Source organism: Rhodococcus sp. Q1 (genome assembly GCF_004153645.1).
Taxonomy (GTDB): domain Bacteria; phylum Actinomycetota; class Actinomycetes; order Mycobacteriales; family Mycobacteriaceae; genus Rhodococcus; species Rhodococcus gordoniae.
Map to the genome: position 1 here is coordinate 180,250 of NZ_SDMJ01000001.1, position 13,088 is coordinate 193,337.

At 66.6% G+C, this 13,088-nt stretch carries 12 protein-coding genes; 7 read left to right on the plus strand and 5 right to left on the minus strand.

The window, feature by feature from the left end:
- Nucleotides 1-42: 42 nt before the first annotated feature.
- Nucleotides 43-789, plus strand: a complete 747-nt coding sequence (locus EQ874_RS00795; protein WP_242496590.1) for a hypothetical protein — start codon at nucleotides 43-45, stop codon at nucleotides 787-789.
- A gap of 850 nt (nucleotides 790-1,639) precedes the next feature.
- Entirely contained in the window at nucleotides 1,640-1,909 is a 270-nt protein-coding gene (locus EQ874_RS00805; protein WP_129974995.1) for a YbaB/EbfC family nucleoid-associated protein, read from the plus strand.
- Between the two features lie 112 nt (nucleotides 1,910-2,021).
- Here EQ874_RS00805 and EQ874_RS00810 read toward each other — a convergent pair whose 3' ends face one another.
- The 4 genes from EQ874_RS00810 to EQ874_RS00825 all read right to left on the minus strand — a co-directional run bounded on the left by EQ874_RS00810 (nucleotide 2,022) and on the right by EQ874_RS00825 (nucleotide 7,168).
- Nucleotides 2,022-4,139, minus strand: a complete 2,118-nt coding sequence (locus tag EQ874_RS00810) for a catalase (protein WP_129974997.1) — start codon at nucleotides 4,137-4,139, stop codon at nucleotides 2,022-2,024.
- A gap of 97 nt (nucleotides 4,140-4,236) precedes the next feature.
- Nucleotides 4,237-4,893: a superoxide dismutase family protein gene (locus tag EQ874_RS00815; protein ID WP_129974999.1), complete on the minus strand. Its 657-nt coding sequence runs from the start codon at nucleotides 4,891-4,893 to the stop codon at nucleotides 4,237-4,239.
- Between the two features lie 52 nt (nucleotides 4,894-4,945).
- Nucleotides 4,946-5,698, minus strand: a complete 753-nt coding sequence (locus EQ874_RS00820; protein ID WP_129975001.1) for a Clp protease N-terminal domain-containing protein — start codon at nucleotides 5,696-5,698, stop codon at nucleotides 4,946-4,948.
- 9 nt (nucleotides 5,699-5,707) lie between these two features.
- Nucleotides 5,708-7,168 (minus strand): wax ester/triacylglycerol synthase domain-containing protein, encoded by a 1,461-nt coding sequence (locus EQ874_RS00825; RefSeq protein ID WP_129975911.1) that lies wholly within the window; start codon nucleotides 7,166-7,168, stop codon nucleotides 5,708-5,710.
- Nucleotides 7,169-7,380: 212 nt separating this feature from the next.
- On the opposite strand from EQ874_RS00825, the gene EQ874_RS00830 reads away from it, so the two are divergent.
- The 5 genes from EQ874_RS00830 to EQ874_RS00850 all read left to right on the plus strand — a co-directional run bounded on the left by EQ874_RS00830 (nucleotide 7,381) and on the right by EQ874_RS00850 (nucleotide 12,234).
- The gene (locus EQ874_RS00830) at nucleotides 7,381-8,436 is read left to right on the plus strand and encodes an ABC transporter substrate-binding protein (RefSeq protein ID WP_129975003.1); all 1,056 of its coding nucleotides are present in this window, start codon (nucleotides 7,381-7,383) and stop codon (nucleotides 8,434-8,436) included.
- A gap of 21 nt (nucleotides 8,437-8,457) precedes the next feature.
- Nucleotides 8,458-9,807 carry an LLM class flavin-dependent oxidoreductase gene (locus tag EQ874_RS00835; RefSeq protein WP_129975005.1) on the plus strand — a complete coding sequence of 450 codons (1,350 nt, stop codon included), beginning with the start codon at nucleotides 8,458-8,460 and terminating at the stop codon, nucleotides 9,805-9,807.
- Nucleotides 9,808-9,832: 25 nt separating this feature from the next.
- Nucleotides 9,833-10,723: an ABC transporter permease gene (locus tag EQ874_RS00840; RefSeq protein ID WP_129975007.1), complete on the plus strand. Its 891-nt coding sequence runs from the start codon at nucleotides 9,833-9,835 to the stop codon at nucleotides 10,721-10,723.
- Nucleotides 10,699-11,421 (plus strand): ABC transporter ATP-binding protein, encoded by a 723-nt coding sequence (locus EQ874_RS00845; protein WP_129975009.1) that lies wholly within the window; start codon nucleotides 10,699-10,701, stop codon nucleotides 11,419-11,421. The genes EQ874_RS00840 and EQ874_RS00845 overlap by 25 nt, the downstream gene beginning before the upstream one ends.
- A gap of 96 nt (nucleotides 11,422-11,517) precedes the next feature.
- Complete coding sequence (locus tag EQ874_RS00850; protein ID WP_129975011.1) at nucleotides 11,518-12,234, plus strand: SOS response-associated peptidase; 717 nt, start codon at nucleotides 11,518-11,520, stop codon at nucleotides 12,232-12,234.
- Between the two features lie 41 nt (nucleotides 12,235-12,275).
- Here EQ874_RS00850 and EQ874_RS00855 read toward each other — a convergent pair whose 3' ends face one another.
- The gene (locus tag EQ874_RS00855) at nucleotides 12,276-12,911 is read right to left on the minus strand and encodes a TetR-like C-terminal domain-containing protein (RefSeq protein WP_129975013.1); all 636 of its coding nucleotides are present in this window, start codon (nucleotides 12,909-12,911) and stop codon (nucleotides 12,276-12,278) included.
- Between the last annotated feature and the right edge of the window lie 177 nt (nucleotides 12,912-13,088).

Sequence of the window (13,088 nt, forward strand, 5' to 3'; positions counted from 1 at the left end):
CCGCGGGGGAACCGGAAACTCGTTACCACTCTAGTCGTTTTCATGCTTGTCGCATGCACGTCGGAAACCGAGCCGGCACCGCAGCAATCCCCTTCCCTTCCCGTAGACGCGAGCGAATACCAAGCGCCGGAGCAGGTTCGCAACGCGACCTACGTCTGGTCGGCGGAGCCCGGAATTGATCTGCTGGATAACCGTGGAAAATTGATCCGGGCATCGCACGAATCGATGATGATCGCATTCTACGGAGGTATCGAAACAACCTACCCAGGATTCAGCAATGCGATCGATCCCAGGTATGCGCGCAGGATAAATACCATCGCTACGCGCGCGCTAGTGGGCACGATCCGAGCGCACCTTCTTCAGGTGCATCAGACAGAAAAGGGTTTCAACGCGACCGTCTGCATTCAGCCCTCACACTATGCAGTGCGAAGAGACGACGGCCAGTATCACACTGTGCATGGCTCGGCCATCGAAGAGAGAGTCGAGTTCAACCACCCCACCGCTGAGGATCGCGACCTCGCCCGGGTCCGACCCAACCTCCCACCGAGCACCACTCCCCGCCCGCCATCTCCTCCCATCGCCGACGCGACTCACCAATGGTCCGCGCCGACGGAGGACGTCTTCGCGGGCACCGAGTGGTTGATCAGTTTCGGCGCAGATCTCGGCGATGCCAAGAAACGTTGCGAAGAGTGGGGACGCAGCATCGAGCCGGGGGTGCCCGATGACGGGGCCGAGTTTCTCGCCTCCCCCACCCCACCCGAAACCCTGCCCGCCTACCCGGGCTGGTGAGCACATGAACCGAATTATTTGCGCTGCAATAGCATTCCTTGTCGGATCATCCCTACTTGCAAGCTGCACGCCCGATCGAGCGCCGGCACCGGTTGCGCCCCAGACCATCATCACCGCCGAGTACGAACCACCCGGACAGGTCCGAAGTTCCACCTTCGTGTGGTCCGCAGAACCGGGAATCGACCTTGCGGATCAACGCAGCATCCTCACCCGAGCCGCGTACGAATCCATGATCATCGCCCACTACGGCGGACTCGATACCACCTATCCCGGGTTCGCCGGAGCACTCGTCCCTTCCTACGCACGCAAAGTCCCAACTGCGCTGGAAACATCCCTCGTCGGAACATTTCGGGCGCACATCCTCCAAGCGCTCGATACGGCGGCTGGGTTCAAAGCAACCGTGTGCACCCAATGGTCGAAGGTGGGCATCAGGGTCCGAGACGGCGACTATCGCATCAACCAATTTTCCGGCAGGAGGAATTTGTCGAGTTCACCCGTGACACCGAGGAACATCGGCGCGAAGGGCAACTCCACAGGCACGACCCGGAACCACCGACACCAAGCGATCAGTACCTGACTTCTCTCCCCACCACCGAGCACCAATGGTCCGCTCCTACGGAAGATCTGTTCACCGATACCGGACTCAGAATCGACTTCGGGGGCGACTTGGGCGAAACGATGTATCGATGCGAAGCATGGGGTCGCAGCATCGAACCCAGCTTGCCGCCCTACAGAAGTTCCGAAACCATCATCTCCCCCACCCCACCCGAGACCCTCCCCGCCTACCCGGGCTGGTGAGAAAGGAACCATGTTGACGTATCCGGAAGAACTCTCTGTCACCGTCAGGCGCGTGCAGGACACGATCGAACGGATAGTAGGCAACGGATCGGCCCACAGCATCCGTATCAGCGTCACCCCGACCGGCCGCATCGTCGCCCTCGAGATCCCACCCGAGGCGTACAACTGGTCGCCGGATGTGCTCGCGACTCGCATTACCGCCGCCCACGACCTCGCGTCCGCGGACGCCGACGAGCAGGCTCGCTACGCGCGCGTCGAGTTGGCCGACGACCCGCGTATCCGGCGCATCGTCTCGGGGATCGGGCAGCTGACCTCGAGGTGAACGGCCCGTAAATAACAACTGGCCGCAGCGATAAGAATCAGCTGCGGCCAGAGGTAACGAAAGAATAACTTGGGTCCCCCGAACTTAGGAAGGCACGTTCAGGTGAGGTCTGTCACATGATGTCTCGTTCCCACACGCGGTGGGTACCCAGCAGCTCCAGAACCTGCGCAACGGCCGTTTCGGGACCGTCCGTGATCTCGACACCGGGTGCCTTCAGCTCGTCCAGCGCCGCTGCCCCGGCCCCCCACGCGGCCAGTGCCTTGTGGTGGCGGAACATCTCGTCGACGAGGATCCGGACTCTCGTGTCGGGCACGGTGGTCGCCATGATCACCGCGTCGAACTCGATCGACCGGGCCGTGAGGAAGGTGCGCGAGATGGGCACGACTCCCCCGAGCATCCCGCCGTGCGGAGCGATCACGAGGGGCACGCAGTCGGCCGCATCCACGGCCTGCACGGCCGCAAGGACCTGGTCGACGTCGGTGGTGTCGTCGGCGACGATGCCGATCAGCCGACCCTGCACGGGCCACGTCTTGCCGACCTGTGCCAGCGCGGGGCTCTGCGGCAGATCGGAGACCTCGACGGCCGGCTTCGGGGCCGGCAGACCGAGACCGGCGGCCACCTTCTCGCACAGCCCGGCGTCGATGTTCGCCAGGACCTGCAGCTGCCGCTCCTTGATCGTCTGCTCGTAGCACTTGCCCAGCTCGAACGTGTAGGCGTAGGCCACGTGGTCCTGCTCGATGTCCGACAGGCTCAGATAGAACTGGCGGGCCTGTGTGTAGTGGTCGTCGAACGACCGGGAGACCTCGCGTTCCTTCTTCGCCGCCGGTACCTCCACCGGTAGGTCGACGAAGGCCCCCTCGGTGATGCCGGCCATGAACGGGCATCCCGCGTCGAGCGAGTTCGGCTTGTACGGAGCGACACCGGTGTGGACGGCGTGCTGGTGGAAGCCGTCGCGGAACATATCGTTGACGGGAGCGTGCGGACGGTTGATCGGGATCTGCCCGAAGTTCGGTCCACCGAGTCGCGTCAGCTGGGTGTCGAGGTACGAGAACAGGCGGCCCTGCAGCAGCGGATCGTCGGTGACGTCGATGCCCGGGACGAGATGGCCCGGGTGGAAGGCGACCTGCTCGGTCTCGGCGAAGAAGTTGGTGGGGTTGGCATTGAGGACCATCGTGCCGATGATCTGCACGGGCGCGAGTTCCTCGGGGACGATCTTGGTGGGATCGAGCAGGTCGATGCCTTCGAAGACCTGTTCCGGGGTGTCCGGGAAGACCTGTACGCCGAGATCCCATTCGGGGTAGGCACCGGCCTCGATCGCGTCGGCGAGGTCGCGGCGGTGGAAGTCGGGATCGAAGCCGTTGATGAGCTGGGCTTCCTCCCACACCAGCGAGTGCACGCCGAGCCGCGGCTTCCAGTGGAACTTCACCAGCGCGGTATCACCCTCGGCATCGACCACACGGAAGGTGTGGACACCGAAGCCCTCCATCATGCGGTAGGAGCGCGGGATGCCGCGGTCGGACATGTTCCACATCGTGTGCGCCGTGGCCTCGGTGTGGAGCGAGACGAAATCCCAGAAAGTGTCGTGAGCGCTCTGCGCCTGCGGGATCTCGCGATCCGGGTGCGGTTTGGCCGCGTGGACGACGTCCGGGAACTTGATGGCGTCCTGGATGAAGAACACCGGGATGTTGTTGCCGACGAGGTCGAAAGTGCCTTCCTCGGTGTAGAACTTCGTCGCGAAGCCACGAGTGTCGCGCACCGTGTCGGCCGAGCCACGGGAACCGAGCACCGTCGAGAACCGTACGAACACCGGCGTCTCCACGTCTTTCTGGAGGAACTGGGCACGCGTGATCGAGCTTGCGGCACCCGTCGCGCGGAAGACGCCGTGGGCGCCGGCGCCGCGGGCGTGCACCACGCGCTCCGGGATGCGTTCGTGGTCGAAGTGGGTGATCTTCTCGCGGAAGTGATGATCCTGCAACAGGATCGGCCCGCGCCGACCGGCCTTGAGCGAGTGGTCGGTATCCGTCAACCGCGCCCCCTGAGCCGTCGTCAGGTATTCCCCCTGCTGGGCACGGCCGCGCGGCAGGTCCGCGGGAGTGCCGGTGGCGGTCCGCACCGCGGGCTCCGCCTGATCGGGCTTGGGCTCGGGCGGCGTCGTGGGCGTCGTGGGTTCCTCCACGGGTGGCACGGTGGACGAGGGGACGCCGGGGATCTTCGGGGTGTCGTCGGGCATATGAGAACTCCGATTCGTGGCTGTCGTCGGGGCTGGACACGTCTTTTCCACGGCTACCCGGAAGGACGGCGGCCAAACGCGGCGGCGGGCGGTCGGGTCAGAAGTCCTCGTCGATGCAGGCGAGCCGGTCGCCGGCCTGTCCGGCCTCACCCGGTGCGGTCTTGGTGTGCTGTGCGTGGAGCACCACCGAGTTGGCTTCGCCGTCGCGGAATTCCCAGTCGACGGTCGTGGACGCCTCGGCGTTGCCCTGCGCGTCGGTGGTGATGTCGAGCCAGATCTCGTTCTGCGGATTGGCGTAGGCGGGGTCGGTGGACGGGGAGTCGGGGTTCGCCGCCGGGTCGACCCGGTTCTGGTAGTGCGGCCCCGAATCGGACGGGTTCGGCCCGCACGGCCGGGTGTGGACGTGCGCCCCGAAATCCCGATCGGGTTGCAGACCCATCACCCTGAGCGTGACGGTGGTCCGGCCGTTCTCCTCCTCGGATTCGACGTCGAAGGTCGCGCCGGCCGGCACGGCCGCCTCGTCGTAGGTGAAGGCGTTGTCGTCGTCGCCCCCCTCGTTCGGAAGACCGAAGGCATCGCCGCTCATCCCGGGCAGCGGCGTGGGCATGGCATCGGTGGTGGTGGTCGCGAGGGAAGTGGGTGGCGTTTCGACGGTGGCCTCGGTGTCGGTGGACGAGTCGTCGCTGCCGCACCCCGCGGCCACGAGCGTGGCGACGGAGAAGCCCGCGACGAGACATGCGTGGCGTGTGTTCATGACTTCGACGTACCCCGGGGACGCCGTCCGCGAACCTGCCCGCGCTTGTCGCCTAGTCCTGGGTCCCGGCCTTCCGTTCCTCGGCCTTCCGGGCCTCGACGATCGCGGCGAGGTCCTCCGCGATCTTCTTCTCCACGGCGCTCTTGCTCACCCCGGCCCCGGCCAGCACACCGTGACCGTTCTCGAGTTCGAGCAAGGCGAGGAGGATGTGCTCGGTGCCGATGTAGTCGTGTCCGAGTCGAAGGGCTTCGCGGAAGGTCAATTCGAGGGCCTTGCGGGCTCCGGCGTCGTACGGAACGAGTTCGGGAATGTCGTCGGCCGCTTCGGGGAGCGTCGCTTCGGCGGCCGCGCGCAGGGCCGCGGAGTCCACGCCCTGAGCCGCGAGTGCGCGGGCTGCGAGCGACTCGGTGTCGACCAGCAGACCGAGCAGCAGATGCACGGGTGTGATCTCGGGGCTTCCCGTGGCACGCGCTTCGTTCATCGACGCCATCACGGTGTTCTGCGCGCGTGGGGTGAACCGCGAGAACCCCTGCTCGGGGTCGAGGTCGTTGTCGCTCTTCGAGACGAACCGCTTCTGGGCGGCCTGCTTGGACACCCCCATGCTCTGCCCGATCTCGGACCACGACCTGCCGGACCGGCGCGCCTGGTCGACGAAGTGACCGATCAGGTGATCGGCGACCTCACCGAGATGATCGGCCGCGATGACGGCGTCGGACAGTTGCACGAGGGGATCGTCGTGGACCTTCTTGATGGCGTCGATGAGGTCGTCGAGTCTGATGGGGTGGGACGGCCGAATGGGTTCCATGCGTCAACTCTAGGTTGACGCATGGAACCCGTCAACCGTTGGTTGACGATGCGAGGGCGGCGCGGCAGACAGGACGGCCTCGATGCGCGCGCCTTCGCCACCCACCGCAAGCACGTCGCCGAAGCCCTCCACCATGGACTCGACGAGGACCGGCAGGTCGGGAACGGCTGCGGAGTCGGCGTTGATGCCGATGCAGCAGTGCGTCGTGTGCGACATCAGCGTGATGTTGACCGCCGAACCGAGGGTGGGAGCGAAGGGGTAGTACCTCAGCACCTCCGCCCCGGCCATGTAGAGCGGAACCGGCGATCCGGGAACGTTCGACGCGAGGAAGTCGATGTGTTTGAAGATTCCGCCCAGAACACCGGCCGGGAGCACGTTCAACGCACCCGCGATGGCGGACGAGAGCGGTACGGCCGGTTCGTCCCGCCAGGAGCGGACGATCCGATCCACCCGGTGCATCAACGCGACCGGTTCGGCGATGTCCAGGGGAAGCGCGAACCGGGCCAGCGTGATCCGGTTCCCTCCGATCGCGTCGCCCTCCTGCCGGAGACTGATCGGCAGTGTCGTCATCAGCTCGCCGGCCTGCGTCCCGTGGCGGGCATGATAGTTCCTCAGTCCCGACAATATTCCGGCGAGGAAGGCGTCGTTGAGAGAGGAGTCCGCTGCCCGCCCGGCCCGCCGTAGTGCGTCGAGGGGCAGGTCGAGAGCGGCGACCTCACGAACCGTGCTGCGGTCGATCATCACCGGGGAACGCGTCGTGAACACCGGCCGCACGAACCGGGCCGTCGACCCGGCCGTGCCCACGACGGTACGCAGCGCCGCGACGGGATTCGCCAGCGACCTCAGGCCGGAGCGCACGAGCCACGGCGCACCTCGGCCCACCGCCTCGCCGGCCGTCGAGAGGTACCAGCCCACGGAGTCGGCGAGGTCCGATGCCGATGCCGGGGAGGGCGGAGTCTCCGGCCACGGCCCGCGATCGGTGCCGTCGCGTTCGAAGTCGACCATCTCGTTCGCGATCTGGATACCACCGATGCCGTCGGTGAGCGCATGATGCACCTTGAGGACGATCGCGGCACGACCGTCGTCGAGGCCGTCGACGATCGTCGCCTCCCACAGGGGACGGTCCTTGTCGAACGCCGACATCGCCGCGGCGCGCACGAGCGGAAGCACAGCGTCCAGTCCCCCGGAATGTGGGAGGGCGATCCGCCGCAGATGCCAGGACAGGTCGAAATCGGGATCGTCCACCCATCGCGGTGGGGTCCGCCCGAACGGGGAGTCGGCGAGCTTGCGGCGGAAGCTCGGCACCGCACGTGTGCCGCGCTCCATCATCCGGACGAAGCGCTCGTGGTCCGGGGACCGGTCGAGCAACGCCACCGCGACGATCGTGGACCGCAGGACGGGATCGGACTCCATCCGCCAGGACATCAGATCCGTCTGCGACATGCGCCGGTCATCCGTGCTCATGCGCATCTCCCTCCCTGCCACCGATTCTCCCTCGCACGGTAATCGCTGCGAAGCACGGATATCGGCGATACCGGCCCACGAGCAGGCCCGATGCGCGACGGATCCTTTCGCTCACGCTGACGCAAAACCTGGTTCCCCGGCGGCGGATCGCCCAGGATCGGTGACGTCCTCGACTCCGTCGAAGACCTCTCCCCGTTGTCGGAACCGTGAGGAAGTCCATGCCTCGTCTACGTCGTGCCGGATCGACAGCCGTCATCGCGCTCCTTCTGACCGCGGTCGCGGCATGCAGCTCCGGTTCCTCGGGCGAGGGCCTCGGTTCCGACAGCGCGCTGCCCACCGAGGTCCCCGCGGGCACCAAGCTCGTCATCGCCGATCAGGGTGAGCGCCAGCAGATCCCCCTCGAGGCCTCCGGACAGCTCGAGGCGGTGCCGTTCGAGTACGAGTTCGCGACCTTCCAAGGGGCACCTTCGATCCTCGAGGCGTTCCGCGCCGACGCCGTCGACATCGCGTGGGCCGGTGAGATCATGACCGTCCAGTCCCTCGTCGCCGGCGACGATGTGCAGGTCGTCGCGGCCATCCAGACGAACAACGGTCTCAACATGGGCATCGCCCCGAACGCCTCGGACATCGAGACGCTCGCGGATCTGAAGGGCAAGCGGATCGGTTACGCCGAGGGCACCTCGCAGCAGGCCTTCGTCCTCCGCGGCCTCGACAAGGCCGGTCTGTCGGTCGACGACGTGAACCTCGTCCCGATGTCGTTGCCGGACTTCCTGGATGCGCTGCGCTCCAACCAGATCGACGCCGCTCCGATGAGCGAGCCGGTCTTCTCCCGGTACATGCGGACCCCGGGCGCGACGTCGCTGCCGCGTCCCGAGATCGAGGACCTCAGCGAAGGCATCTCGTACCTCTACTCGAGCAGGAAGGCCCTGTCCGACCCGGCCACGGCCGCAGCCGTCCGCGCCTACGTCACCGCCTACATCAAGGCGATCGACTGGGCCGACGACAACCGCGACGCGTACATCGACGCCTACTTCGTCGAGAGTCAGGGTCTGACGGTCGAGGACGGCGAGCGCATCCTCGACACCGCCGGGATCACCACGTTCCCGCATCTCGACGACGAGCTCATCGCGATCCAGCAGCACACCATCGACGTGATCGATGCCGCCGGTGAACTGCCGAAGCCCGTCGACGCCGCCGACGCATTCGACCTGCGCTTCGACGAGGTCGTCACCGCCGCAGTCGCCGAGACCGGCGCGTCGCACACCCGCAGCTGACCTTCCGAAGGGAACCCGAAGATGACGTACCGCCGGCTCAACCTCAACGCCTTCATCTATCCCACCGGCCACCACGAGGCGTCGTGGCGCCATCCCCTCAGCGTGCCCGAGCGCCTCTACGACATCACCTACTTCCAGGAACTCGCTCGCCTCGCGGAGGGCGCGAAGCTCGACGCGGTGTTCTTCGCCGACGGCCCGGCCCTGCGCACCGAGGTGAAGTACCGGCCCGACTACGGTCTCGAGCCGATCACCACGCTGGTCGCGATGGCCACGGTCACCACGCATCTCGGGCTGATCGCCACCGCATCGACCACCTACTACGAGCCCTACAACCTCGCGCGTCTGTTCTCCTCGCTCGACCACATCTCCGGTGGCCGCGCCGGTTGGAACATCGTCACCACCGCGACCGACGCCGCGGCGGCGAACTTCGGTCTCACGGAGCACCCCGACGTGCACGAGCGGTACGCCCGGGCACGCGAATTCGTCGACGCCGCAGTGAAACTGTGGGATTCGTGGGAGGACGACGCACTCGTCGTCGACAAGGTCGCCGGCGTCTACGCCGATCCGGACAAGATCCACCGCACCGACATCGACGGTGACTACGTCAAGGTGCGCGGTCCGTTCGGTTCGGCCCGCTCGCCGCAGGGGCGTCCGGTGCTCGTGCAGGCCGGATCCTCCAACGACGGGCGCAATTTCGCATCCACCCATGCCGAGGCGATCTTCACCGCACACCAGCGCATCGAGGACGCCCGGGCCTTCTACACCGACATCAAGACTCGCGCAGCGGCATCGGGGCGTAACCCCGATCACGTGAAGATCCTGCCCGGCCTGAGCCCGTTCATCGGCGCCACCGAGGCCGAGGCGAAGGACCTGCATCGCGAGTTCAACGAGCTGACCATCGTCGAATACGGCCTCGGGCAGCTCCAGAAGATGGGGCGCGTCGACGTGTCCCGGCTCGAGCTGGACGAGAAGGTGCCGTTCGAATTGTTCTCCGGCGCAGGCGACATCACCGACAACGACAACAGTCGCCGTCTTGTCTTCGCGAAGATCGTCGAGCGCGAGCAGCCGACCCTGCGTCAGCTGCTGCACAAGCTCGCCGGTGCACGCGGCCACAACGTCGTCGCGGGCACGCCGGTGCAGATCGCCGACATCATCGAGGAGTGGTTCACCGACGGTGCCGCGGACGGCTTCAACATCATGCCGCCGCAGTACCCGCAGGGCCTCGAGGCCTTCGCCTCCCAGGTGGTGCCGATCCTGCAGGAGCGCGGCCTGTTCCGGACCGAGTACACCGGCACCACGCTGCGTGACCATTACGGCCTGCCGCGTCCGGAGAGCCAGTACGCACGCACACTCGCGGCTGCCGGCGTCTGACCGAACGGACGAAAGGACTGGAGCCATGAGCATCTCCACCGTCGAATCCCGGCGTTTCGGCAGTGGCCCGGCCGGTGACGCCGACACCGGCCGGAAGCCCGATCCCGGCGCGACGGCCGACCTGTCGCCCCGCACGACCCGCAGCCACCTCGCCCCCGGCAAGCCGATCACGTTCGGCCTGGCGATCGGTCCGGTGCTGCTGCTGGTCCTGTGGGTCGTCACCTCTGCCACCGGGGTGCTCGACCCGAAGACCCTCTCGGCGCCGTGGACGGTCGTCACCACCGCATGGGATCTGATCGGCGACGGGCGACTGCAGTCGAACCTGTGGACCTCCGTCCAGCGCGCCCTGATCGGCGGGGTCATCGGCGTCGCCCTCGGACTGGTGCTCGCCCTGGCCGCCGGCCTGTCGCGCATCGGGGAGGCGCTGATCGACGGTCCGGTGCAGATCAAACGCTCCATCCCCACGCTGGCGTTGATGCCGCTGGCGATCCTGTGGTTCGGCATCGGCGAGGAGATGAAGATCCTGCTCGTCACCCTGTCGGTGTTCGTCCCTGTCTACATCAACACCTACGCGGCGTTGCGCGGCATCGATGCCCGCTACGTGGAACTGGCCGAGACACTGGATCTGTCCCGCGCCCAGTTCGTCCGTCGCATCGCTCTGCCGGGGGCGCTGCCCGGCTTCTTCACCGGTCTGCGCCTGGCGGTGACCATCTCCTGGCTGGCCTTGGTGGTCGTCGAGCAGGTCAACGCCTCGAGCGGTATCGGCTACCTGATGTACCAGGCCCGCAACTACGGCCTGACCGAGATCATCATCGTCGGATTGGTGGTCTACGCGATCCTCGGTTTCGGCAGCGACCTGCTGGTCCGTGCGGCGGAGAGGAAGGCACTGGCATGGCGCAGGACGATCGGCAGCTGACCGTACGCACCCGGGGTCTGAGCCGTGGCTTCGACGGACGGGCGGTCCTGAACAACATCGACCTCGAGATCGCACCCGGCGAGTTCGTGGCGCTGCTCGGCCGTAGTGGCTCGGGCAAGAGCACCCTGCTGCGTGCCCTGGCCGAACTCGACCACGGCGTGCCGGGATCGGGAACGCTCGAGGTACCGAAGAAGCGGGCGGTGGTCTTCCAGGACTCGCGACTGCTGCCCTGGGCGCGGGTGCTCGACAACGTCGTCCTCGGCCTGGACGGCGACGACGCCGCCGAGCGCGGCCGCACGGCCCTGGCAAAGGTCGGGCTCGCCGGACGCGAGAAGGCCTGGCCCACCGAACTGTCCGGCGGTGAGCAACAGCGCGTATCGCTCGCGCGGTCGCTGGTGCGCGACCCCGAACTGCTGCTCGCCGACGAGCCGTTCGGCGCCCTCGACGCACTGACGAAGATCAAGATGCACGGTCTGTTGCAGGAGTTGTGCGCCGAGCACCGGCCCGCGGTGCTGCTCGTCACCCACGATGTCGACGAGGCGATCGCGCTCGCCGACCGTGTGCTCGTGCTCGATCACGGCTCGTTCGCCGTCGAGCTGAACATAGACCTGCCGCACCCGCGGGCCGATCACGTCGTCGAGGCGGCCGACTACCGGCGCGCACTGCTCGAGGTGCTGGGGGTCGAGCTCTCCGTCTGAGCGACCCGCACTGTCTCTGCCGGAGCAGCCCGCTCCGGAGCGACCGATGCGAGAGAATCGACTCGTCGCTCCGGAGTCACCGACGGGAGATACATCGTGTGTGGACGTTATGCCAGCACCAGTACCCGCGGGGATCTGCTCGCGGCCTACGACGCCGTCGAGACCGCGGGTGAGGAACTGCCACCCTCGTACAACATCGCCCCCACCCAGCGTGTGAACGCCGTACTCGAACGAGCGCCGCGCGAGGAACCGGACGCCGAACCGGTGCGTATGGTGTCCTCGCAGGTCAAATGGGGGTTGGTGCCGTTCTGGGCGAAGGACCCGAAGATCGGGTCGCGCATGATCAACGCCCGCTCCGAGACGATCACGCAGAAGCCCGCCTTCAAGGCGGCCGCAGCGCGGCGGCGGTGCGTGCTGCCGGCCGACGGTTACTACGAGTGGATGACAGGCGAGGACGGGAAGAAGATCCCGTTCTTCCTGCACGCGGACGCACCGATCTCCATGGCCGGGCTCTACGAGCTGTGGCCGAACCCGGAACTCCCCGAGGACCATCCCGACCGCTGGTTGTGGACGTGCACCGTACTGACCCGTCCGGCGACCGACGCCGCCGGGCACATCCACGAACGTTCGCCGGTGATCCTCCCCGCCACCTTCGTCGATCCGTGGCTCGATCCCGAACTGAACGACCGCGACGACGTCGATGCCCTCCTGAATTCGATTCCCGAACCCCGCCTCGAACCGTACGAGGTGAGCACGGCGGTCAATTCACCGCGCAACAACAATCCCGACCTGCTGCGACCTGTCGATTCGTGAAAGACCGGCCGTCTGCCGTTCCCCACGCCGGGAAGGAACCATCAACCGGAGGTGTCGCTGCTCGTACCGGGCAGCGGCGTGGGCGTGGAGTCGGTGGACGAGTCCGGCCTGGTGGCCGCAAGAACCATCCTGACGATCCGGTCGATCTCCTCTGCCGATGCCTTGCGACCCAACATCATCGGCGCCAGGAACAGCGGCGCGGCCAGCGCGTTCACCATCGCTTCCGGCGAATGGTCGGAGTTGGCATCTCCACGTTCGATCGCCCGGCGGGCCATCGTCCGCCACGCTTCGAGAACGGGACGGTACTGCTCGAGCACGAGTTGGTTGAAGTCGGGATAGCGATGACTCGCCATGAGTGCCGCCGAGGCGACCTCGACCGGGCCTGCTGCGTACTCCGCGATGGACTCGGCGAAGGCTCGGACGTCCGATTCCCATGCGCCGGTGTCCGGCGGAGCCACCTGTCGCACGTGCATCGACACCGCTTCGACGAGCAGGTCGTTGTGTGTGGGCCACCATCGGTAGATGGTCTTGCGGCTGACACCGGCGCGGGCGGCGACCTCGACGGTGGTGAAGTCGAGTCGCCCCTCCGCGAGAAACGCCAGGCATGCCTCACCGACCGCGATCCGGACCTTCTCGCTCCGTCCACCGGTCCGAATCCGTTCAGGCTTGTCGCTCACTCCCGCTCTCCCCGCTCGAAACACAATATTAACGACACACGATGTTGACTTAGTGACCGGTGCTGTGGATGATCTACATCACATCGCCGCAGACACCGCCTCCAGCCTCTCAGAGCACACGGTGCCTGCGGAATCTCGATCGAGTCATTTCAACGGAAGGCCGGTACCCGACCGGCC

What these genes read in the sequence shown, in the direction of transcription:
- EQ874_RS00795 (WP_242496590.1), top strand. Translation starts at nt 43, where the DNA reads ATGCTTGTCGCATGCACGTCGGAAACCGAGCCGGCACCGCAGCAATCC.
- EQ874_RS00835 (WP_129975005.1), top strand. Translation starts at nt 8,458, where the DNA reads ATGACGTACCGCCGGCTCAACCTCAACGCCTTCATCTATCCCACCGGC.
- EQ874_RS00815 (WP_129974999.1), bottom strand. Translation starts at nt 4,893, where the DNA reads ATGAACACACGCCACGCATGTCTCGTCGCGGGCTTCTCCGTCGCCACG.
- EQ874_RS00810 (WP_129974997.1), bottom strand. Translation starts at nt 4,139, where the DNA reads ATGCCCGACGACACCCCGAAGATCCCCGGCGTCCCCTCGTCCACCGTG.
- EQ874_RS00820 (WP_129975001.1), bottom strand. Translation starts at nt 5,698, where the DNA reads ATGGAACCCATTCGGCCGTCCCACCCCATCAGACTCGACGACCTCATC.
- EQ874_RS00845 (WP_129975009.1), top strand. Translation starts at nt 10,699, where the DNA reads ATGGCGCAGGACGATCGGCAGCTGACCGTACGCACCCGGGGTCTGAGC.
- EQ874_RS00840 (WP_129975007.1), top strand. Translation starts at nt 9,833, where the DNA reads ATGAGCATCTCCACCGTCGAATCCCGGCGTTTCGGCAGTGGCCCGGCC.
- EQ874_RS00825 (WP_129975911.1), bottom strand. Translation starts at nt 7,168, where the DNA reads ATGCGCATGAGCACGGATGACCGGCGCATGTCGCAGACGGATCTGATG.
- EQ874_RS00830 (WP_129975003.1), top strand. Translation starts at nt 7,381, where the DNA reads ATGCCTCGTCTACGTCGTGCCGGATCGACAGCCGTCATCGCGCTCCTT.